Source organism: Pontibacter anaerobius, assembly GCF_026241195.1.
Taxonomy (GTDB): domain Bacteria; phylum Bacteroidota; class Bacteroidia; order Cytophagales; family Hymenobacteraceae; genus Pontibacter; species Pontibacter anaerobius.
Genome location: NZ_JAPFQO010000002.1, coordinates 235,901 through 257,273, shown reverse-complemented (window position 1 = coordinate 257,273; position 21,373 = coordinate 235,901). Strand labels below are relative to the sequence as shown.

Below are 21,373 nucleotides of genomic sequence, written 5' to 3'. Positions count from 1 at the left end.
AGTTTATTCTTTTCCGTAGGAGATCAGTTTTTCGTGCCGCTCGTGGCCGTGGAGTTTGTAGCCAATGCCATAGGTGCAGTCTTTTGATTCCATTGCGTTGCAATAGATAATTCTTGTATATAACCTATAAACCATACCTACGCCTTCGGCATAAACTTCTTTACGATCGTCATAACCAATCCAAGTTTCTATTGGAGTACCCTGAACAACTGTTAATGTTTTGGAGTAAGTCGTATCATTTATAGAAAAGGCCTGCCCCACATTCTCAAAAGTATATGATTCCTTAATAAGGTAGTAATCAGATCTTCTGTTGGTGGCTGGGTCAGGTTTATAGCTAGCTTCTTTGTTATTGTTATAAGCATCACCTAACCATGTAAAACCTTCTTTTACAGGAAACACTAACTTTACATGCTTCGTATTGTTTCTGGTTTCCACCACCATAGCATCACTCTTGGTCACCACCATCACTGAATCATCCACCCACTCCTGATTCTCATTGCCACGGATAGAACGGATAATTTTATAGGTAAGCGTGTTGGTTTGGTCGAAGAAGGTCGTATCTACACGTTCGCGCAACTGAAAGCGGGTGGTGTCGCCCACGTCGCTCATGAAACGGATATCCGTTACATTGTAAATGCGGTAATCCCCGACTTCCAGCGGATAGTAGTCGTAGCCCATTACATTTGGGTCCGGGTCTTTATACTTATCCTCACAGGCGACTACAAAGCCAGCCAGAACAACCAAAAACAACAGGGCTCTTCTCATTATTGCAACACGTTCAGGTTATACTCAGAGTTATAGTTAGACTCAATCCAGCCACCACCAACAACATCGTCTCCTTCGTAGAAAACAGCAGCCTGTCCCGGCGCTATGGCATGCACCCCGCTCAGGAAATGAACCTTCATCTTATCGCCTTCCTGCTCGATAATCGCCTCGGTGCCGCCATCGTTATACCTTACTTTGGTGATGGTGGGGATAGGCTGACCAATCAGGTTCTCGTACTTTGACATATTGAGTTTGCCTACCGTCATGGCATTTTTCGCTAGCTCATCATAGTTTCCCAATACCACACGGTTGTTATCTTTCTCGATACGTGTAACATAAGCGGGGAAGCCTAAAGCTACGCCTAAACCCTTACGTTGGCCAATAGTATAAAACGGATAGCCCTCATGCTTGCCAACCACGGTACCGTCTTCCAGCACAAACTCGCCGCCAGCTACGCGCTCTTCCAGCCCCTCCACACGGCGCTTTAGAAAACCCCGGTAATCGTTGTCAGGTATAAAACAGATCTCGTAAGACTCTGGCTTATTTACCAGTTCAGTGAAACCGCGCTCGCGTGCCATCTCCCTGATCTCAGTCTTGTGCAGACCGCCCAACGGGAAAATCGTACGGCTCAGGCTCTCCTGAGATATTCCCCACAGCGCGTAAGACTGATCTTTAATCTCATCCAGACCTTTAGAGATCACATAGCGGCCGTTTTCATGGCGTAAGTTGGCATAGTGCCCAGTGGCAATGAAATCACAGCCCAACTGGTCTGCACGACGCAACAGAGCATCCCATTTAATGTGAGTGTTACACAGCACGCAAGGGTTTGGCGTGCGGCCTGCCAGGTACTCATCCGTAAAATGGTTAATCACGAAATCACCAAACTCTTCACGGATATCTATAATATAATGTGGGAAACCAAGTTGAACGGCAATGTTACGGGCATCGTTAATAGAGTCGAGCGAGCAGCAGCCAGTCTCTTTCTTGCTGGCACCACTGGAGGCATAATCCCAGGTTTTCATGGTCATCCCCACTACCTCGTAACCCTGCTCATGAAGCATAACGGCTGCCACCGAACTATCGATGCCCCCGCTCATTGCCACCAATACCCTTCCTTTTGTACTCATCTATATAAAAAGTGTATGTCGATTTAAAAATATTCGATAATTGATACAAATATAGCAACAACAACACAGTTATAAAGTTTCAGGTTCTAATTTATACCCCTCTCCTGCGTTTAATGTATAAATGAGCCGGAAAAAAGGCAAAAATTTGGCTTAGAAGTAAAATCGCTTTTACTTTGGGCTACAGAAAAGTGTGTATAAAAACTGATCAAAACATAAAGTAATAATTACTATGGGCCTACGTACCTCTGTGATAGTGAACGGAATAAACAACTTGAGCGATGCGCGCTATTGCGCTGGCATGGGTGTAGATATAATCGGTTTTAATCTAAAGCTGGATGATCCGGAGCGTGTACAGCCTCAAGCGCTGAAAGAAATAACCGGCTGGGTTGCCGGCGTGCAACTGGCCGGTGAGTTCCTGCGTGCCAGACCCGACGTCATCAACGAGATGGCCGAGGAGTTTGGCCTGGACTACATTCAATTGGACGTGCCTTACCTTATCGATGAAATAGAGGAGATCAACAAGCCGGTGATTCAGAAAGTCTTCATCAACAAAGATACCGTGGAGAGCGAACTGCTGGAGATGATGGAGCTTTACAGCACGGTAGTACATTCATTCATAATTTTCTCCGATGATTTTGATACGATAGATGAAACCAACTCACGTTTTCTGGCTGCCATAGCGAAGAACTTCAAGGTTTATATCGGATTCGGAATTGATAAAAACAACATCAACGCTGTACTGAAAAGCATCAAACCAACAGGTATCGGGCTCACAGGTGGCCACGAAATAAAACCAGGCCTGAAGGATTTTGATGAGCTGGCCGAAATATTTGAAGAGATAGAGGAAGCGTAAAAGCTTAGTTTTAGTGAGGAAAACACCTGTGGATGAAGTATGGCCTCTCTAAAAAGAAAAATAAAAAGGCCTGCTGAAGTATAAATTCAGCAGGCCTTTTTATTGAAGTTAAATCAAATCAGGTAATTTTATTATTACCCAACTCTCCAATTATTTTATTTCACCTTATACTGTAGGTATTTAATCGGCACACCCTCCGCCAGGTAGCGTTTCTCATAGGTCGTATAAATACCCATCGTATGCTCCTGCAGGTCTGAGTTATATAGGTCAGAAGTATAGATCAGGTCTTTCACCTGACGCTCCTGCAGCACTTCTACGGTATACTCATAGAGAGGGCCATTATCGGTTTTCAGGTGTATTATACCCCCGGGTTTTACGATACGCTCATACAAATCCAGGAAGCGAGGAGAGGTAAGGCGACGTTTAATGTCACGGTCGCGCGGGCGCGGGTCCGGGAAAGTAATCCAGATTTCATCGACCTCGTTCTCCGCAAAATTCTCTGAAATATTCTCGATAAAAGTCCTCAGGAAGGTCACATTGTCCATCCCCTCCTCTTCCGCCAGTGTGCTTCCTTTCCAGAGTCTTGCCCCTTTTATATCCGAGCCGATAAAGTTTTTCTCGGGAAACAGGCGCGCCATACCAATCGTGTACTCGCCACGGCCGCAGCCAACTTCCAGAACCAAGGGGTTATTATTCTCAAAGTGCTGCTCGCGCCACTTCCCAACAAGCTGGCCATAAAGCTCATCACCTGGCTCAATTACATTCTCCCGCTCTGCTATAGCGGCAAATTTTGCTAATTTAGATCTTCCCATGCTTATAATTCATCAATCTCTGCAACTACAAAGGTACTACCTCCAATAAAAATAACCTCATCGGGTGCAGCATTTGCCTTTGCCGCCGCTATGGCGTCTGCCACTGTTCTATACCCTTTTCCCTGCAAGCCCGCAGAGGCAGCCTTCTGTAACAGTTCCTGCACCGGAAGCGCACGCGGAATATTGGCCTGGCAGAAATAGTAGGTATAGTACTTTGGCAGTAACTCCAGAATCTTTGTTACGTCTTTGTCGTTTACCGCCCCGAACACGAAGTGGACCTGTTTGGGCTGCAGCCTCTCCAGCCCTTGCAGCACCTGTTTAACCCCGTCTTCATTATGGCCTGTATCACAAATGGTCAGGGGCTGTTGTTGCAGTACTTGCCAGCGCCCTTTCAGTCCGGTTATACTTTTGGCGTTGGCCAGGCCTTTGCGTAAAGCCCCTTCAGGAATTATAAAGCCTTTCTGCTCCTGCAATACAGCCAGAGCCTGTAGAACGCCCGGCAGGTTATACTGCTGGTACACACCTACCAAATCCAGTTCAAGCCCCTGCAAGTATAATTTCTCGTCACGGTACACCTGGAAAACCTGTCGTTGCAAATCAGCTACTGTATGCTCTAGCCTGAAATGATCCGGAGCAAAGTATAAACTTGCCCCTACCTCTGCTGCCTTCGCCATAAAAACCTCCTCCGCCTCCGGCTGTCGTGTGCTGATAACGGCGGGCACGTTTGTCTTAATAATGCCAGCTTTCTCTGCAGCTATTTCGCCGATCGTATCGCCCAGCATGCTTTGATGGTCATAGCCAATGTTGGTGATGAGCGATACTTCCGGTGTAATGATGTTCGTGGAATCAAGGCGGCCTCCCAAGCCAACTTCAATGACACCCACATCCACCTGTTGCTCGGCAAAGTACTTAAAGGCCAGGGCAACCGTCATCTCGAAAAACGAAGGTTTTATACTTTCAAACAGCTGCCTGTGCTGCTCCACAAAGTATACCAGGTAATCTTCCGGAAGCTCCTGCCCGTTTACCCGTATGCGCTCAGTGAAGGATTTGAGGTGCGGCGAAGTATAAAGCCCTGTTTTATAGCCGGCCTCCTGCAGCACTGCCGCCAACATATGTGAGCTACTGCCCTTGCCGTTGGTGCCTGCCACATGTATACTCTTGAATTGATGCTGCGGCTGCCCAAGGGCATTGCAAAGGGCTATAATGTTGTCGAGGCTCTTCTTAAAAGCAGCATTGCCGATGCGTTGGTACATCGGCAATTGCTGGTATAAGTAATCAAGACACTCTTGATAAGTCATCAAAAGAAAAATAATTAGCGGGACGTAATTCTGAATGTTACTTCCCCTGTGTAATTAACTGTTGTAGAACCGGTTCCTGTTCGGCTAAAGGTCGTTTTATAAAGCTGATCTCTGTACCACTTCTCCACCTGCGGTGAAACTGTACTCTCGACACGCTCTACATTTATAAGGTTGCCATCTGCGTCAATCTTAATCCTGAAACGGATGATACCGGTTTCATTGCTGTAAGGGTCACGCTTCGGCTCAATGTCATATCGCCAGCCAGGCATGTTCAGGGAACCGCCGGCTCCACCGCCAGCCTTGCCGTAAAGGGCTTTCGCGTTTACGTCACCAGCCGGATCACCTTTATCACCTACCTTGCCAGTGTCGTCACCGTTGTTGTTGCCTGTAGCGGCATCAGACGAACCGTTTTTGCCAGTACCCGTGCTATTCGTCGGCTGGCCCGGGTAAAGCGACTTGGGTTTCTCAGGCTCCTTTTTCACCACTTCCTCTTTGGGTGGCTGTGGTGTAGGTTCAGGTTTTTTAACTTCCTCCTTTTTAGGCTGAGGCTTAGGCACCGGCTTTACCTCTTCCTTAACAGAAACAGGCTCAGGTGCAGTAGTAGTGGTTACTTTAGGCGTCTCAACTGGCTGAGCCGGTGGAGTTGGCTGCGGTGTAGGGTCTGGCTGCGGTTCAGGCTCAGGATCTGGCTGGGTAGGTGCAGGCTTGCTATCCTCCACGTTCTTGGATTCATTCGGAGTGGCTTTTGTTTGCACATCGCCGCTACCCACTTCATCCATACCAAAATTAAGCTCAATACCCATTTCAGGTGCCGGAGGATCCGGAGCCCGCCATGCCAGCATGTAAATCAGGAAAAGCAGTATAAGCACATGTACCGTAATGCTGACACCAGCGGCAACGCGTTTATTCTTTTCTTCTTCCTTCGTGAGGGCAACTGCCATAGTATAGCTTCTTATTCTGTTGGCACCGTGGCCAGTGTTACACTTGCATTCAGGTTTTTAGCGATACCAGCCACCTTAACCAGATGCTCTACCGGTACACTTTTGTCTACATGCAACACCACAGCCCCCTGCTCTGTTCCCGTCTGCTGTAGCAGGGCGGTTAGCTGTGGCTCAATATCCTCCAGCGCAATTGGCTTTTCATTCAGGTAATACTTCAGGTCGTCTGTTATAGTCACGCTGATCTTCTGCATCACAATATCGGACGTCTTACTGCTAGGCAAGCTAACCGGTAAGCCCGAAGGCGTAACGAAATTGGACGTCAGCATGAAAAACACCAGCAACAGGAAGATGATGTCGGTCATAGACGACATGCTGAACTCTGCGTTGATCCTGTTTTTTGAGCGGAAATTCATTCTTAAAGCTGTGGTTCTTGTAGTAGATCAAGGAACTCTATAGAGGAGTACTCCATAGAATGCACAATGCTGTCGATTTTCGATACCAGGTAGTTATAGCCTACATAGGCCGGAAGACCGATTATCAGACCTGTTGCCGTTGTTACCATGGCCTGGTAGATACCGCTGGAAAGCAGTTTAGGGCTAACAGATCCTTCTGCCTGCGCAATGGCGATAAAGGCGGCAATCATACCTGTAACTGTACCCAGGAAGCCCAGCATAGGAGCTGCACCCGCAATCGTTGCAAGAGCAGCAAGGTTCTTCTCCAGTTTGCTGATCTCGATCTTGCCCTGGTTCTCAATAGAGGTCTCAATGTTCTTTAACGGATGGCCGATACGAGAAACACCTTTCGAAATCATGCGCGATACCGGCGTGTTAGCCTGAGCGCACATCATACGGGCTCCATTAATATCTCCGGCCAATACCATGCTCTTGATGCGGTCGTTGAAGCCTTCCGGGTTCTTTGCTGCTTTCTTCAGAGTCAGGTAGCGCTCCACAAAAATATAGATGCCTGCCAAAGACAGGAGTAAGAGCGGGATCATGGCCCACCCACCATTCATGGCCAAATCTAATAGCGAAACGGATGTTTCTGCAGCTGCTTCAGTCCCCTCTGCCAATGCTGCGGTAGTGTCGGCGGTTGCCGAGGTCGTGATTTGTAATAAGAGTGATGTCATGTTAATTATTAAGTACCCAAAGTGTTTCTCCGAATTTCTCTCTGTATGTGTTCAGGGCTACCTGTGCTTCCTCTGCTGTCGGGAAGTCAGCCAGCGCTACACGGAATAACCTGCTGCCTGGCTGTGGCAATAGTATATCTACCTCTTCATGCCCCTGCTCCATCAGGGTTGTGCGGTATTGCTCTGCATTCTCCAAGCGGGCATAGCCACCGGAAATAATGTAAGAACGTCCGTCCTTCGTATAAATTATATGTGCCGGCGCTTCAGGCTCTACATCTTCTACTGCGCCTACTGTTTCTTCTGCAACTTCCTCAGTCACAAAATCATCTGCAGCGGCTCCTAAAGCCACACTTGCGCCACTTGGCTCATATGCATTTGCTACCTCATTAGCGTTTTGCGAAGCTTCCGGAAGTATAGTTGCATAATAGCTTAAGCGATCTTCTTCGGTAAAAGGTACATAGTCCTGAGTGTAGCGGTTTGGCTCCACAGTGGCAGGTGCTGTATAGCCTGCTGCGGTGAAGACCGTCATCGGGTTAAGGCTACTCAGGTTGTAGTCAGCCTGCAAAGACAGGAAGTAAAAAGCAGAAACTGACAAACCGGCAAGAGCCAGGCCGGCGGCAACGTTATAGGCTCGTTTAATGCGTCTGCGAAGCGGCTGCCTCTCCTCTACCAACTCCTGCTGGCGCTCTTTGATAAGTGTGCGCAGCACAGCCGGCTCTTCTACTTTCACAGGTCTTGCCGATAGCTCGGGCAGTCCGAAGCTTGCCTCCAGCATGTTTTCTGCCTCTGCATACTCAAATACAAGGCGGCGCTCTGCATTATACCTGAAAACACCGATATCGCGAAGCTCAAAGCGCTTCTCAGCGTGCAGGTTGGTTTTAGCGTTGTGCACAAACTCCGCCACACGTTGCTGCGCCTCATCCTTTGTTATATGATCGTGATGAGCAATGGTGCTGATCAGCAACCCATCATTCAAAACGAGCTTCTCGTTAAAGGCGATTTTCTTCGATGGCGGTGAAAATGTGTGTTTTACCGGGTTTATACGAGCAGGCACATACCGCGCAATCAGCCCGCCGAAATCCGGGATGATAACGCAGTCGTGATCATACAGCAGTGACTTAATGTGCTTCTCAACCATAAGCAATGTTTAGAATGAGTAGGTTACGCCTCCTATCAGGTTTATACTTTTATTCGGGTAATTTACGAAACGCGCATACTTTTTCCCAAAAAGATTGTTGGCCATCAGGAACACCGTAAAATTGTTCGTGAACTTGTAGTCCGCCTTCAGGTTCAGGTCCACAATTGCATCTGTTTGTCGCAACTCCGTGGTTCCGTCCGGGCGGGTTATACGGCCAAATGAATCCCCAATATAATAAAGTTCTGAATTAAAGAGAATCTTGTCGTAGAAGTTGTAGGTACCGTAAACGCTCGCCATCAGCTCCGGGCGGTGGAAGGGCTGCTCTAAGCTGGCCATGTTATAGCTATTATAATCAGCCTTTAAACCCAGGCGCACCTCGTCCGAATAGTTAAAGGAAGCCTCGCCAAAAATATTAAATACATTCGTCACACCATCATCATACAGCAGTTCAAACTTAGCTGGGTCTGCGGCAGAGTTGTTGTAGAAGTATAAGTTGCGGAAATTCTGGTAAGCCACACGGCCGTTCAGGTGCACATAGTTCGCAATATTTGCCTGGAAACCGCCATACACCTCAAGACCTTTGTTCACGTCAGCCACCTGCACGTTCTGGGCAAGGTACGGATTCTCCTGCGTCAGTTCATATAAAGTAGTTCTTTCAAGGTCACCCCCTATCCCACCATATATCAATAGGTTACCTTTTACTGGTTCCAGCCCAACGCGTACCATCGGGTATACATTCATCTGGCGGGCGTCGTTCACTTCATCTCCGGTATAAGCCACTTTCGCACCTAAGGTAAGGCGCACCACATTGAACTGACGCTCGTAAGCAGCATTCAATTTAAACAGGCCTCGGCTTACATCAGCAGAGTCATTATGCGACAGCATCGACAGGTCAGCATCCACTTTAAAAGCAGATACCTCGTCAATGCCATACTCACTGCGGAAATCAACGGCAAAGTTGCTTTCCTTCATATCATACTCATCGTTGATATAGCGGAAGCGAGCGTTGGTTTTGTACAGGAAAGGCGACTGTGAGTTGTGGTTATGGAAGAACCCCTGCGCATGAATTCTGTTGAACACTTGCTTGATGGTATCGCGATCCACTTCTACACTCTCCTCCAGCATTGGCTCATAGCCGTAGAAATAGTGCTTCTCCCGGCCATACTTCAGGTCGCCGCCCACAGTAAGCCCCTGCATGTAACGTTCGCCATGCAAACTGATGTCGGACTGAGAAACGGCAGAGTTGTCTTTATCAACCGGGCCTCGCGAGGATGATACATGGCTTACATTCGCCCCAAAACTGGCATCCTTGCTACGTTTGTTATGAAAGTAGCCTTTCAAGTATAAAGAGCCGTAGTTACCAAGCCCGGCCTTGATGTAGTTGCCGTAAAGCTTTGTTAGTTCGTCCTGCTTAATCGTCAGCACTTTCATCTGCAGATCTACGTCCTGAGATGGCAGGCGGTAATCTGAGAACCTGTAGCGCACGTTACGGTCTGCTATCTCCGGTGGGTTGATGCGGAATTTTTCATAGTTACGGGCTGCCTGCGGCAACTCGATCACGCGGTTCTTCTCCACCACTACCTCGGCATCCTGCAGCTTTCCGCCTTCAGACCAGCCCTGGTTTTGTGCCTGTGCCGTGTTCATGTAACTATACCCCACGCTCAGCACAATGGCAAGTGATGCTAATTTTAACTTATTTTTCATGGTGATGCTTCTCTTCTAAACTGAAATTCTGATTAGTTCTGCTGACCAGTGGTGTCAATTGGCTGCACTGTGGTGTCAACAGGCTCCACAAAAAGGGTTGTGTCAGCTTTAACAGGCTTTTGCTTTTGCTGCTGCTGAAGATTCTGTGGCTGTGCTTGCTGGGTTTTACCGTCGAGCTTTGCCAGTTTCTGCTTCGCCTCTGCCACAATCTCCTGGTTTGGCGCATTTTCAATGATCGAGTTTAGCGTAGCACGGGCCTGGAACATCTCATTCTGAGCCACATAGATGTCCGAAATCAGCAGGAAGGTTTTGCCCAGCCAGAAATCATAGTTGCCAAACTTATTACTGAACTCGAAGGCATGGTCAAGCGCCTCCTTGTTTTTCTTTTGCTTATAAAGCGTCTCGGAGATGAGGTAATGCGCCTCCGCACCGTGAATATCGCTTGCCGAAGTGGCAGTCTCACGAAGTTCAGTAAGTGCTTGCGCCAAGTTGCCCTGCGCCAGCGTAGACTTAGCCTTAAACAGCAATGCAGAGTTATAAGCATTTAGTGAAGCATTGCCCTGGCTGATCAGCTCGCTTGCCACGCGCTTGGTAGCGGCATAATCATTCGTGCGGTAGTAGCTTTGCATCAGGCCAAGCAGTGCAGTCTGCTGTTCCTTGCGGTTCGTAGCCAGATCACGCAAACGGCTGTAGTACTTAATAGCCTCAGGGTAATTGCCAACCTCAAACTCCATATCTGCCACACGTTGAATAGCACGGTTCACAAATTCAGAGCGGTTCTCAGAAACCACCTTCTTCATCATTTCCACACCAGCCTGCTTGTTATCGCTGCGCAAGTATGAATCTGCCAGGTAGTAGCGGGCATCCGGCATAAAGCTGCTCTTTGGATAAGACTTAATATAGTTCTCCAGTTTAGCGGCCGCCTCTTTGTAGTTTTGGTTAAAGTATAAGGTCTTAGCTGCCTCAAACTCTATACTTTCCAGCGCATTACTTTCCGGGTTTGCAGACTTGTAACGGTCTACATACTTGTCGAATTCGCTGCTGCGGTTCTCCTGCCCCAGTACCTCCTGCAGGCTGTAAAGCGCTCCACTGGCTACCTTAGAATCAGGGTACTCATCAAGCACACGCTGCTGGTCCGCAATGGCTAAATCGTTCTGACGAAGGTTTGAGTAAGCTAAGCCACGTTTCTGCAGCGCATTTGGTATCAATCTGCTGTCCGGCATACCGTTGATGAGCCTCGTGAAGCTTTGCACTGCTGCCTGGTAATTCCCCGATTCAAAATCGATTACGGCATACTGGTACATGGCATCATCGCGGAAGCGAGAGGTCTTGTAGTTGTTGAGCAGCTCCAGAAGCGCATCTTTAGCACGCTCGTTCTGGTTCAGGATGCTCAGCACCACCCCTTTCTGGAACATGGCATAGTCGCGGTCCGGAGAGCTGCTGCCAATCACGCGCTCATAAAGACGAAGCGCCTCGTTGTAGTTCTTGTTTACGTAGTAAGTATCCGCCAGGCGCACCGTTGCATCATTGTAGTTCGGGTTACTTGGCTGCACATTATCCAGGTAGGCTTTAAAGTGCGTTAGGGCTTTGTCGTACTCCTTTGTGTTAAAGTAGGCATAACCGATGCCGTAGCGCGACTTGATGTAATAGTCTTCTTTGGTGTTTGGCGCAGTTCGGAATACGGCTGCATAGCTGTTGATGGCATCGTTATAGCGCTGCCCGATGGAGTATGCCTCCCCTTTCACGAAGTGGCTGGCTGAGGTAACTTCCTTATCGTAAGGATACTGCAGCGACTTGTCGAGCATGGCAACCGCCTGCGGAAATTTGCTATCGTTAAACAGGTTTACACCATGGTAGTAAGTTACACGCTGGTAGGTCTGCAAAATGCGCCAGCTCTTTTTCTCCATTGCCTCGATGTGGCGGATGGCGGCGGCATAATCGTTAGAGCCAAAGTATGACTCGCTCAATAGGCGGTCTGCTTCTTCGGCCTCCTCAGACTTGGGGTATTTTGTGGTGAAATCAGAAAGCGAATTGATCACTTCGCGGAAGTTACCCAGATCAAAATTAACCTGAGCGTACTTCAATGTAGCAGCCTCCGTAACCGGCTTGTCCTGGTCATTCTTGCGGGCCTGGTCAAAAGCGGTAAGGGCAAACTGCTTGTTATCCTCCTTAAGGTAGCTCAGGCCAAGATAGTAGGCTGCGTTCTGCCCAAGTGAGTCTTTTTTAAGCGCCACGGGCTTAAAGTTAGCGATGGCGTTTTTATAGTTGTTATTCTTGTAATCGGTGAAAGCGATCTTATACTGCACCACTGGCTCCAGGGAGCGTTTGCCTTGGGCATACTGGCTAAAGTACTTCTCGGCCGTTTTATACTCTGCGCGCTGGTAGTAGGCATCGCCCACGAGAAGGGCAATCTCATCGGCCTGCTGCACCTGCGGCTTTTTGGCCAGAGCAGCCTCGCCATACCTGATCACCTCGTAGACATCCTTCTCTTTGTATAGGATCTCCGTCACCATGTAAGGCACTATCCTGGCGTAAGCCTCATTCTTCTCGGCTATTTTCAGATCCTCCTTTGCAGCTGCATAGTCGCCTTTGCGGTAAGAGATGTAGCCTGCATAATAATTGGAGGCATAAGCAAAACGGTGATCGTCTTCCCTAAAACCAGTGGTCTTGTTCTTGTCGAACCAGATCTTGGCGTTATCGAAATCCTTTGTGGCGAAATAGGAATAACCCAGCTTAAACTCCAGCTCCTTGTTCTGTTTAATACTAAGCAAATGCGTTGGCGCATCTTTCAGCAGCTCAACCGCCTTTTTATAGTCCTTCTGCTCAAAGTAGTACAAGCCCAGCTCGTAGTTGGCCAGGGCCGTTTTCGGGTGCGTAGGGTACTTGCGGGCAAAGTTCAGGACAAGTTGCTCGGCATCCGGGTGCAGCAGGTATAAACCGCTTAGGGCATAGTAGTACCGCGCATCAGCAGTCTTCGCATCATTCCTAATAAGTTCGATATACTTTTTAAAGGCCTCCTGCGCCGCGCCATACTTGGCTCGGTCAAAAAGCTCAACGCCTTCATGAAAGTAACGCTCCTCAGAGGTAAAAGCCTGCGTATGCTGCGCCACCACCACATGGGAGCCGCCAGCCAGTACAGATGCAAGTGCTATTTTGTAAGCTATCTTCATATTTCCCTGTTCGCCCCGAAGGGCACATCGCTTTATTCTGATTAAAGGAGAAAGTATAAAATCACGGATAATTTCCGCTACTCATACTGCCTCACTCAAAGTTAGTAATTTTTAGAAAGCCACCACGGCCTTTGCTGTTTTTCTAATTTATAGCACGCCCAAGTATAGCAAAACCACTATAACAATGGCCGAAACGCTAATTTATTGTACCCTTCCCAAAATAAAGATCAAGAGGCCAGTGCCCGTGGCACCGGGTGCAACACCTTAAACACCAGCTCGCGCAGGATATCTGCCTCGCTCATGTCGCCGCCGGTAATTCCCTTCACCTGCAGATCGGCCACCCTGATAAAGTGAATAACATCGACACAGCGTTGCAAGGGGTAAACACGCATGGCCTGCATATAGTCCTTCACCTTCCAGGCCTGGTTGCCAAGGCTTTTCTTTAGGCCCGCCTCAGACTTATCCGACTGCGTGTGCAGCGTCAGGATTTTGGTGAAAAAGGTAAAAAGCATCGTCAGGTTCGGGATGAGCGGATTATTCTTGGGGTTAGCCTCGAAGTAATGGATGATGCGGTTAGCCTTTAGCGCATCGCGGGCAATAAGAGCAGCCTGTAGTTCAAAAATGTTGTACTCCTTGCTGATGCCCACGTTCTCCTGCACCAGCCCCTCGTCCACGGTGGCACCTGGCTTCAGGTTAATCAGCAGCTTATCTATTTCGTTGGCCAGCCGGGAGAGGTCAGACCCGATGTACTCACTCAGCAGCTGCACCGCCTGCTGGGTGGCTTTCATACCTTTGCTTTTAAGGTAACCGGTCACCCAGGCTGGCACCTGGTTGTCGTACAACTTTTTAGTGGTGAGTAGCACCGCATGCTTGTTCACGGCCTTGGCCAGCGCCTTTCGGCCATCCAGCGACTTATACTTGTAGCAGAAGACCAATATGGTTGACGGGAGCGGGTGCTGCAGGTAAGCCTCCAGTTGCCGCATCCCCTCCTCCTTCTCAATATCAGCTATACTTTGCGACTCCTTCACAATCACCACCGATCTGTCCGACATCATCGGGAAGCGCTTGGCCTGCAGCAGCACCTGCGACACATCCACGTCCTTGCCATACAATACCACCTGGTTAAAACCTTTCTCGTGCTCCTGCAGCGCGTGCTCCTCAATATAATCGGCGATGGTATCGATGTAATAGGATTCTTCGCCCTGCAGAAAGTATACAGGGGCAAATTGCCTTTGCTTGAGTTGCTCTAAAATGCCTTCGGGTGTATGGGCCATGGTGTTGCGATGTAGCGGGTAAACTTGAGCGACAATTTATACTTGCTGCCCTGCTCATACAAATTTAAGGCATCCCCCGGAAACACAAAGTATAAACCACGGAATAATGGCATGTGAGTGTACAGAACTCAAAAGTCGATATTTGTGTTTGTTTGGATGCAGCCGATGTTCCTTTATACTTTTAGAATAATCGGTTTTTATTGAAATCTACACCATGATATCTTCTTATAAAAATGGCGGACCAGCACAGCGCAGCAGGCGGTTTGCCAAACGGGTAGCCTTTTGGGCGCTGGTTGTGCTCATACTTGTAAGTATGCTATCTGCCATTTCGCCGGATACAGGTGTTGCCCCTATCGTATTGAAGACCGAAAAACTACCGTTTGCCCCCAAAGAGTTTTATGTGGCAAGCGTGGTGGATGAACGTGCCGATAAAAAAGCCGTTGCTCATATCATACCTGCACCTGCGGCAGGTGCTACCACTATTGCTGCCCCCATACCTGTAGACTTGCAGGGAGGCGGATTACAGGCAGTTAATCAGTTTATTGCGAAAGGCCTGCCACGCAATGAAAAGCTGCGCCCAGTCATTATCACCCTGAGAGAGTTTGAAGTGAAAGAAACTCCGGCCGGAAAAGGCCGTGTGGAAGGCCGTGCCGTGGTAGCCATGAAATTTGAACTGCAGGGTGATGGTGAGATCATTCCTTTAACGGAGTACAAGGGCGGCATACGTTACAACAGACCCGCCAGTCAGGTGGAGGCTGTTGAGCCAGCCCTGCGACAAGCTCTCTCAGGTGCATTGGCCTACTTTAATTCCTGGATAGAAAAAGAGGCCGGTACAAACCCTCGCCTTGCTAAATGTATAAAAGTAATATTTACAGATTATGCGGCTACCGCTGCTCCTGATACTGTTTTCTACTCCCCGAGCCGCCCTCTTAGCTGGAACGACTTTACAGGCAGCCCTTCAAAGCCAAGCAAGTATGCAGCAGCTGTTTTTCCGGGCTTTTCTTACGAAGGCCGAAGCGAAGTAGTGAACGGTGAGCTGCACCTGTACCTCGACATGAAAGTATACGTGCTGCAAAGCTCCTCCTGGGTGAAACCTGACTCCCGCGACGACTACAGCCTGAACCACGAGCAAAAGCACTTCGACCTGGTTAAGCTTGTGGCCGAGCGGTTTAAAAAGAAAATAACGCCTGAAATTTTATCGGTGGAAGACTACAACAGCATCATCCAGTACCACTACATCGAGTCGTTTAGGGAAATGAACAAACTGCAGGAGCAGTATGACAACGAAACGCAGCACGGCCTGAACAAGGTAGTGCAGGAGCAGTGGAATAAAAATATTGCAGAGGAGTTGGGGAAGTTGTAACGTGTTCGTGTATACCTTGTGCGAGGCCATCAGCCGAAGCATAGGGTATAAACTGTGTTGAGTAGAGTTATTTTTTATTTCAATCTATACTTCTTCGACCACTCTTCCACGTTTAGCGGCTTTGACTCGTTATTTGGGAAAGTGACTTTAATGTATTGGTACTGTTCCTGCGTCAGGAAAACAGCTTTTCCGTCATTGCCGCCCGACATCAGGTATAGCCGTTCTGGTGATTTACTTCTGCTCAATACGTCATTCACCATTTCAGCGTACCGCTTTGCTGCCACGCCCCAAGAGTTTGCGCTTCCGTTGTCATTTCTGAAGATGACATACTCTTTGCCGTTCACCCAGATGATGTGATTCAATCCCCCACTTTGAGAGTATTCTTCTATTTCATTTTCTATTTTCAGATTTACATTGAGATTTTTAAAAGTCCTGTCCATGTCGGAGAGGTAACTTCTAAAACCACCTTCTTCATACAAGGTCTCTCCGTCAAGTCCATACAGTCTGTAATCTGCTGATTGATACTTAGGCATTTCATAAGTCGTTACAAGTGCGCCATGTGTGGCATAGCCTTCGGCAAATGCTTTTATAAGTTCATTGACTTTGCTTGGATGGGCATACTTGAAGTAACCAAGCGACTCAAGCTTTTGAACAACTTCTTTGCCTGAAGGCTTTTTTTGAAAAATGCTCTTGAAACTAAACAGCATAGCTATTGAAGAAAGGCAAAAGGTGAATAGTAGGACCTTTTTCATTGATTACAATTTTACTCAACTACGGTAAAAACGTACACATACACTTATCTGCTCTACATCTGTAGTACTAGTTGTTTAAAAACCAGTACAAATTCAATACCCCTAATATAGTATATTCATAATAAACCAACACCATTCCATTACCCTTTCCTCACCTTCCACACTCCATTCTGCCAACTCTTTTTTATCTTTGCCTTAAACAGATGATTTAAGGTATAGATGAATCTTATAGAAGAACTACGTTGGAGGGGCATGCTCCATGATTTCATGCCTGGTACAGAAGAGCTACTTGCCTCTGAAATGACGTCCGGCTATATCGGTTTCGACCCTACGGCAAAGTCGCTGCACATTGGCAACCTAGCTACTATTATGCTGCTGGTGCACCTGCAGCGTGCCGGCCATAAGCCTTTTGCCCTGGTAGGCGGCGCCACCGGTATGATCGGAGACCCATCTGGCAAATCGGCGGAGCGTAACCTGCTGTCTGAAGAGGTGCTGCGCGAGAACCAGGAAGGCATCAAAAACCAACTGGAGAAATTCCTGGACTTTAATTGTGGCGCCAACTCTGCCGAGATCGTGAACAACTACGATTGGTTCAAGGATTTTAACTTCCTGGATTTCCTGCGTGAGGTGGGCAAGCACATTACCGTGAACTACATGATGAGCAAAGACTCTGTGAAGAAGCGCATCAGCGCCGATGAGGAAGGAGACCGCGCCGAGGGTCTCTCCTACACCGAGTTTGCCTACCAGCTTATCCAGGGCTACGACTTTTACCACCTTTACAAGAACAAAGGCCTGAAGCTGCAGATGGGTGCTTCGGATCAGTGGGGCAACATCACGACCGGCACAGAATTGATTCGCCGCATGGATGGCGGCAAAGCCTTTGCACTAGTAGGTAAACTGGTAACCAAATCGGATGGCACTAAATTCGGCAAGTCTGAGGGGGGTAATGTATGGCTCGACCCGAACCTGACATCACCTTACAAGTTCTACCAGTTCTGGCTCAATCTCTCAGATGAAGAAGCGGAAAAGCTAATAAAGGTTTATACTTTACTACCACAGGAGGAAATCGAAAAGATAACCGAAGAGCACAAACAAGCCCCTCACCTGCGTTTACTGCAGAAAGCCCTTGCTAAAGATGTTACAATTCGCGTACACTCCGAAGAAGACTATCTGGCTGCTGTGGATGCCTCAGAAATTTTATTTGGAAAAGGCGACTTAGAGACACTAAAAGGCCTAAAAGAGGATATTTTGCTCTCTGTGTTTGAAGGTGTGCCACAGATAGAGGTTACCCAGGCTGACTACACCAATGCTGCTACCGTTACTGACCTGCTTTCTGAGCTTACTGGTGGCCAGGTGTTCGAGTCAAAGGGCGAAGCACGCCGTATGATCAAGAACGGTGGCGTTAGTGTAAACCGCCAAAAGGTACAGAACGCCGATGAGGCCGTAAACTTCGAGTTGCTGCAGGGCAAGTACCTGGTAGTGCAAAAAGGAAAGAAGAATTATTACCTTGTTTCAGTTAACTAACTGATTATAAATAATTTAAAATAAAAAAGGTGCTCTTTGCAGAGCACCTTTTTTATTTTATTCAGTCTGTCTGAAGCTTATTTCTTCTCAGCAGTGCTGTTTTTCATGTCCTGAACTTCCTTACGGATGTCCTGAGCCATATTCTTCAGGTCCTGCATGCCTTTGCGTACGCGAGTACCAGCAGCTGCATTACCTTTGTCATAGAACTTTTCGAAGTCGCCTTCCAGGGACATAACTAAGTCCTTCAGTTTGCTAAAGTTGTTGTTCATTAGAGCAATTATTATAGTGAAACATTTGTTTTTATAGCTCTAATATACACATTTGTTACAAACAAGCAAAGATTAGGGAATTTTAATATAAGCCCCTGAGAGCCATTAAGCCGTAACTGCTGGCGTTGAGTACAGACCCTTATCTAGCTTTTGTGCAATTTTCTCAAAAGCATTGATCGTCTCCTCCACATCTGCCAGTGAGTGGGCAGCTGTTGGGATCAGGCGCAGCATGATCACATCCTTAGGCACTACCGGGTAAACCACGATAGAGCAGAAAATGCTGAAGTTCTCGCGCAGGTCCAGTGTCAGCTGTGTCGCATCCGGAATCTGACCGTTAAGGAACACAGGCGTTACCGGAGATTCAGTTGTACCGATATTGAAGCCTTTTTCGCGCAGGCCGCTCTGCAGGGCATGAACTACCTCCCACAGTTTGTCCTTCAGCTCTGGCTTGGAACGAAGCAGTTCCAGGCGCTTAAGCGCACCCACCACTAGTGGCATCGGCAGCGACTTAGCGAAAATCTGAGAGCGCATGTTATAGCGAAGGTACTCTACCACCTGCTCGTTAGAGGCTACAAACGCACCGATGCTGGCCATAGACTTCGCGAAAGTAGAGAAGTATACATCAATACCATCCTGTACGCCCAGGTGCTCGCCTGTACCGGCACCAGTGGCACCCATTGTACCAAACCCGTGCGCATCATCTACAAACAGGCGGAAGTTGAATTTCTCTTTCAGGGCTACTACCTCATGAAGTTTACCCAGGTTGCCTGACATACCGAATACGCCTTCTGTGATTACCAGAATAGCGCCGCCGGTATTCTCCGTCCAACGTGTGGCACGCTCCAGCTGCTTCTCCAGGCTCTCCATGTCGTTGTGGCCGTAAACAAAGCGCTTGCCCTGGTGCAGACGAACACCGTCGATAATACAAGCATGCGACTCTGCATCGTAAACAATTACATCGTGGCGGTCAACCAACGCATCTATAATAGAGAGAACACCCTGGTAGCCGAAGTTCAGCAGCATGGCATCTTCCTTCTTCACGAACTCAGCAAGCTCAGCCTCCAACTGCTCGTGCAGGTTGGTGTTACCAGACATAATGCGGGCACCCATAGGCGTCGCCATGCCCCATTCAGCAGCAGCGTCAGCGTCAGCTTTGCGTACCTCCGGGTGGTTAGCTAGCCCCAGGTAGTTGTTAAGGCTCCATGTCAACACATCTTTGCCTCTAAATTTCATCCGTGGAGCAATTTCACCCTCTAGTTTAGGAAATGTGAAATAGCCATGCGCATAGTGTGAGTGGCTGCCTAACGGACCGCGGTTGGTCAACAACTTTTCGAATAAATCCACTTGTGTAATAATTTGGTTATCGGGATAATTTCATATCTAATTGCTATCACTCCTTATTTTATACAATAAGGTACAATGCAGCACAAAGTTATGGTTTATTCACTTCATATACAATTGTTGCTCTATACTGTGTCTTTCAATTTTAGCAGCCTCTATTTTTAACTTTGCCCTCAAAAGCTTTTCTTTGAAGTAAAATAAACCATAGCATCTGCATGAGAAAGATCAACAAGATTCTGGTAGCCAACCGCGGTGAGATAGCCTTACGTGTTATGCGCACGGCTAAAGAAATGGGTATCAGCACCGTGGCCGTGTACAGCGAGGCAGACCGTAACGCGCTGCATGTTCGTTTTGCCGATGAGGCTGTTTGCGTAGGCGGACCAAAGTCAAACGAGTCATACTTGCGCGGCGATGTAATCATTGCTGTTTGCAAAGACCTTGGTGTGGATGCTATTCACCCGGGCTATGGCTTCCTGTCTGAGAACGCCGGCTTCGCTAAGGCCGTGGAAGAAGCGGGCCTGATCTTTATAGGACCATCCCCAGCGGCGATTGAACTGATGGGCAGCAAACTGGCGGCCAAAGCTGCCGTTGCCAAGTATAATATCCCGATGGTGCCGGGCACCGAGGAAGCCATTACCGATGTGGAAGAAGCGAAAAACATAGCCCGTGAGGTTGGCTTTCCGATTCTGATCAAAGCAAGCGCTGGTGGTGGCGGTAAAGGAATGCGTGTTGTGGAGCATGTAGACCTGTTTGAAGAGCAGATGCAGCTGGCTGTGAGCGAGGCTACCTCCGCTTTCGGCGATGGTTCTGTGTTCATTGAAAAGTATATCGGCTCTCCTCGCCACATCGAAATACAGGTGTTAGGGGATACACACGGCAATATTGTGCACCTGTTCGAGCGGGAGTGCTCTATCCAGCGCCGACACCAGAAAGTAATTGAAGAAGCTCCCTCTGCCATCCTCACTCCTGCCCTGCGCGAGGAAATGGGTCGCAATGCCGTGAACGTAGCAAAAGCATGCAATTATGTAGGCGCCGGTACGGTGGAGTTTCTCTTGGATGAGAATATGAACTTCTACTTCCTGGAGATGAATACCCGCCTGCAGGTTGAGCACCCGGTAACGGAACAGATTACCGGACTGGATCTTGTAAAAGAGCAGATACTGATAGCTGAAGGCCACTCGCTGGGCTTCAGACAGGAAGACCTGCAGATAAATGGCCACTCGCTAGAACTGCGTGTATATGCGGAGGACCCGGCAAACAACTTCCTGCCAGACATTGGCAAGTTGGAAACTTATAGGAGGCCACAAGGATTAGGCGTGCGTGTGGATGACGGCTTTGAGCAAGGTATGGATATTCCGATTTATTACGACCCAATGATCGCTAAGCTGGTTACTTTCGGAAAAGACCGCAAAGAAGCCATAGACAAAATGCTACGCGCCATTGACGAGTACCAGATTACGGGCATAGAAACAACGCTTCCGTTTGGTGCATATGTGCTACAGCACGAGGCTTTTGTGAGCGGCAACTTCGATACAAAGTTTATAGACCGTCATTTCAGTCCGGAAGTTTTGGAGCGTAAACCTAATGAAGACGAGGATGAAATTGCTGTTGCACTGGCCGCCATGCTCATGGAAACACAAAAGCCATCAACCACTGATGGAGTTGCTGTTTCTGAAAACAACAGCTCTAATTGGAGAAGAAACAGAACGCGCTAAGCGGGAAGTATAAAGTATAAATCCCCGGGGGTATAAGTGTAAGCTTTACTTATACCCCCGGGGATTTTGTTTGTATCATTTTCTGCCGCAAGTATAGCGACAGCGTAACCTGTGGCTTACTATCGCAGCAGTTTGTTACTACTTTGCTTCACATAAGCAAGGGCTTCAATTTCTGAAGCTACACTTTATACTTTGGCTATA

At 48.1% G+C, this 21,373-nt stretch carries 19 protein-coding genes; 4 read left to right on the top strand and 15 right to left on the bottom strand.

Annotated elements, in window-relative coordinates:
* Positions 1–3 precede the first annotated feature (3 nt).
* Both OO017_RS04475 and mnmA read right to left on the bottom strand, forming a co-directional pair.
* Positions 4–765: a hypothetical protein gene (locus OO017_RS04475; RefSeq protein WP_266051248.1), complete on the bottom strand. Its 762-nt coding sequence runs from the start codon at positions 763–765 to the stop codon at positions 4–6.
* Positions 765–1,892, bottom strand: coding sequence for a tRNA 2-thiouridine(34) synthase MnmA (gene mnmA, locus OO017_RS04470; protein WP_266051247.1), 1,128 nt, complete (start codon positions 1,890–1,892; stop codon positions 765–767). Before mnmA ends, OO017_RS04475 begins: the two co-directional genes overlap by 1 nt.
* 229 nt (positions 1,893–2,121) lie before the next feature.
* On the opposite strand from mnmA, the gene trpF reads away from it, so the two are divergent.
* Complete coding sequence (gene trpF, locus OO017_RS04465) at positions 2,122–2,745, top strand: phosphoribosylanthranilate isomerase (protein WP_266051246.1); 624 nt, start codon at positions 2,122–2,124, stop codon at positions 2,743–2,745.
* Between the two features lie 155 nt (positions 2,746–2,900).
* Here the strand turns inward: trpF and trmB are convergent, their stop codons facing one another.
* The 10 genes from trmB to OO017_RS04415 form a co-directional block, all read right to left on the bottom strand.
* Positions 2,901–3,557, bottom strand: coding sequence for a tRNA (guanosine(46)-N7)-methyltransferase TrmB (gene trmB, locus OO017_RS04460; RefSeq protein WP_266051245.1), 657 nt, complete (start codon positions 3,555–3,557; stop codon positions 2,901–2,903).
* Positions 3,558–3,559: 2 nt separating this feature from the next.
* Entirely contained in the window at positions 3,560–4,810 is a 1,251-nt protein-coding gene (locus OO017_RS04455; RefSeq protein ID WP_266051244.1) for a bifunctional folylpolyglutamate synthase/dihydrofolate synthase, read from the bottom strand.
* Between the two features lie 59 nt (positions 4,811–4,869).
* Positions 4,870–5,796 carry a hypothetical protein gene (locus tag OO017_RS04450; protein WP_266051243.1) on the bottom strand — a complete coding sequence of 309 codons (927 nt, stop codon included), beginning with the start codon at positions 5,794–5,796 and terminating at the stop codon, positions 4,870–4,872.
* A gap of 11 nt (positions 5,797–5,807) precedes the next feature.
* Complete coding sequence (locus OO017_RS04445) at positions 5,808–6,209, bottom strand: ExbD/TolR family protein (RefSeq protein ID WP_266051242.1); 402 nt, start codon at positions 6,207–6,209, stop codon at positions 5,808–5,810.
* 2 nt (positions 6,210–6,211) lie between these two features.
* Positions 6,212–6,922 (bottom strand): MotA/TolQ/ExbB proton channel family protein, encoded by a 711-nt coding sequence (locus OO017_RS04440; RefSeq protein WP_266051241.1) that lies wholly within the window; start codon positions 6,920–6,922, stop codon positions 6,212–6,214.
* Position 6,923: 1 nt separating this feature from the next.
* Entirely contained in the window at positions 6,924–8,060 is a 1,137-nt protein-coding gene (locus tag OO017_RS04435; RefSeq protein ID WP_266051240.1) for an HU domain-containing protein, read from the bottom strand.
* 9 nt (positions 8,061–8,069) lie between these two features.
* On the bottom strand, positions 8,070–9,764 hold the full coding sequence (locus OO017_RS04430; protein ID WP_266051239.1) for a TonB-dependent receptor: 1,695 nt from the start codon (positions 9,762–9,764) through the stop codon (positions 8,070–8,072).
* Positions 9,765–9,796: 32 nt separating this feature from the next.
* Positions 9,797–12,934 carry a tetratricopeptide repeat protein gene (locus OO017_RS04425; RefSeq protein WP_266051238.1) on the bottom strand — a complete coding sequence of 1,046 codons (3,138 nt, stop codon included), beginning with the start codon at positions 12,932–12,934 and terminating at the stop codon, positions 9,797–9,799.
* 227 nt (positions 12,935–13,161) lie between these two features.
* On the bottom strand, positions 13,162–14,208 hold the full coding sequence (gene holA / locus OO017_RS04420; RefSeq protein WP_266051237.1) for a DNA polymerase III subunit delta: 1,047 nt from the start codon (positions 14,206–14,208) through the stop codon (positions 13,162–13,164).
* The gene (locus OO017_RS04415) at positions 14,181–14,321 is read right to left on the bottom strand and encodes a hypothetical protein (RefSeq protein WP_266051236.1); all 141 of its coding nucleotides are present in this window, start codon (positions 14,319–14,321) and stop codon (positions 14,181–14,183) included. The genes holA and OO017_RS04415 overlap by 28 nt, the downstream gene beginning before the upstream one ends.
* A gap of 101 nt (positions 14,322–14,422) precedes the next feature.
* On the opposite strand from OO017_RS04415, the gene OO017_RS04410 reads away from it, so the two are divergent.
* Entirely contained in the window at positions 14,423–15,571 is a 1,149-nt protein-coding gene (locus OO017_RS04410; protein ID WP_266051235.1) for a hypothetical protein, read from the top strand.
* A 74-nt stretch (positions 15,572–15,645) separates the two neighbouring features.
* Here the strand turns inward: OO017_RS04410 and OO017_RS04405 are convergent, their stop codons facing one another.
* Positions 15,646–16,323 carry a hypothetical protein gene (locus OO017_RS04405; protein WP_266051234.1) on the bottom strand — a complete coding sequence of 226 codons (678 nt, stop codon included), beginning with the start codon at positions 16,321–16,323 and terminating at the stop codon, positions 15,646–15,648.
* A 219-nt stretch (positions 16,324–16,542) separates the two neighbouring features.
* Here OO017_RS04405 and tyrS point away from each other — a divergent pair, with 219 nt between their 5' ends.
* Positions 16,543–17,847, top strand: a complete 1,305-nt coding sequence (gene tyrS / locus OO017_RS04400; protein WP_266051233.1) for a tyrosine--tRNA ligase — start codon at positions 16,543–16,545, stop codon at positions 17,845–17,847.
* 77 nt (positions 17,848–17,924) lie between these two features.
* Here tyrS and OO017_RS04395 read toward each other — a convergent pair whose 3' ends face one another.
* Both OO017_RS04395 and OO017_RS04390 read right to left on the bottom strand, forming a co-directional pair.
* Positions 17,925–18,116, bottom strand: a complete 192-nt coding sequence (locus tag OO017_RS04395; RefSeq protein ID WP_266051232.1) for a BF3379 family histone-like protein — start codon at positions 18,114–18,116, stop codon at positions 17,925–17,927.
* Between the two features lie 105 nt (positions 18,117–18,221).
* Entirely contained in the window at positions 18,222–19,460 is a 1,239-nt protein-coding gene (locus OO017_RS04390) for an aminotransferase class I/II-fold pyridoxal phosphate-dependent enzyme (RefSeq protein WP_266051231.1), read from the bottom strand.
* Positions 19,461–19,672: 212 nt separating this feature from the next.
* Here OO017_RS04390 and accC point away from each other — a divergent pair, with 212 nt between their 5' ends.
* Positions 19,673–21,172: an acetyl-CoA carboxylase biotin carboxylase subunit gene (accC, locus tag OO017_RS04385; RefSeq protein WP_266051230.1), complete on the top strand. Its 1,500-nt coding sequence runs from the start codon at positions 19,673–19,675 to the stop codon at positions 21,170–21,172.
* The last annotated feature ends 201 nt before the right edge of the window (positions 21,173–21,373 follow it).

What these genes read in the sequence shown, in the direction of transcription:
- OO017_RS04475 (WP_266051248.1), bottom strand. Translation starts at nt 765, where the DNA reads ATGAGAAGAGCCCTGTTGTTTTTGGTTGTTCTGGCTGGCTTTGTAGTC.
- mnmA (WP_266051247.1), bottom strand. Translation starts at nt 1,892, where the DNA reads ATGAGTACAAAAGGAAGGGTATTGGTGGCAATGAGCGGGGGCATCGAT.
- trpF (WP_266051246.1), top strand. Translation starts at nt 2,122, where the DNA reads ATGGGCCTACGTACCTCTGTGATAGTGAACGGAATAAACAACTTGAGC.
- trmB (WP_266051245.1), bottom strand. Translation starts at nt 3,557, where the DNA reads ATGGGAAGATCTAAATTAGCAAAATTTGCCGCTATAGCAGAGCGGGAG.
- OO017_RS04455 (WP_266051244.1), bottom strand. Translation starts at nt 4,810, where the DNA reads ATGTACCAACGCATCGGCAATGCTGCTTTTAAGAAGAGCCTCGACAAC.
- OO017_RS04450 (WP_266051243.1), bottom strand. Translation starts at nt 5,796, where the DNA reads ATGGCAGTTGCCCTCACGAAGGAAGAAGAAAAGAATAAACGCGTTGCC.
- OO017_RS04445 (WP_266051242.1), bottom strand. Translation starts at nt 6,209, where the DNA reads ATGAATTTCCGCTCAAAAAACAGGATCAACGCAGAGTTCAGCATGTCG.
- OO017_RS04440 (WP_266051241.1), bottom strand. Translation starts at nt 6,922, where the DNA reads ATGACATCACTCTTATTACAAATCACGACCTCGGCAACCGCCGACACT.
- OO017_RS04435 (WP_266051240.1), bottom strand. Translation starts at nt 8,060, where the DNA reads ATGGTTGAGAAGCACATTAAGTCACTGCTGTATGATCACGACTGCGTT.
- OO017_RS04430 (WP_266051239.1), bottom strand. Translation starts at nt 9,764, where the DNA reads ATGAAAAATAAGTTAAAATTAGCATCACTTGCCATTGTGCTGAGCGTG.
- OO017_RS04425 (WP_266051238.1), bottom strand. Translation starts at nt 12,934, where the DNA reads ATGAAGATAGCTTACAAAATAGCACTTGCATCTGTACTGGCTGGCGGC.
- holA (WP_266051237.1), bottom strand. Translation starts at nt 14,208, where the DNA reads ATGGCCCATACACCCGAAGGCATTTTAGAGCAACTCAAGCAAAGGCAA.
- OO017_RS04415 (WP_266051236.1), bottom strand. Translation starts at nt 14,321, where the DNA reads ATGCCATTATTCCGTGGTTTATACTTTGTGTTTCCGGGGGATGCCTTA.
- OO017_RS04410 (WP_266051235.1), top strand. Translation starts at nt 14,423, where the DNA reads ATGATATCTTCTTATAAAAATGGCGGACCAGCACAGCGCAGCAGGCGG.
- OO017_RS04405 (WP_266051234.1), bottom strand. Translation starts at nt 16,323, where the DNA reads ATGAAAAAGGTCCTACTATTCACCTTTTGCCTTTCTTCAATAGCTATG.
- tyrS (WP_266051233.1), top strand. Translation starts at nt 16,543, where the DNA reads ATGAATCTTATAGAAGAACTACGTTGGAGGGGCATGCTCCATGATTTC.
- OO017_RS04395 (WP_266051232.1), bottom strand. Translation starts at nt 18,116, where the DNA reads ATGAACAACAACTTTAGCAAACTGAAGGACTTAGTTATGTCCCTGGAA.
- accC (WP_266051230.1), top strand. Translation starts at nt 19,673, where the DNA reads ATGAGAAAGATCAACAAGATTCTGGTAGCCAACCGCGGTGAGATAGCC.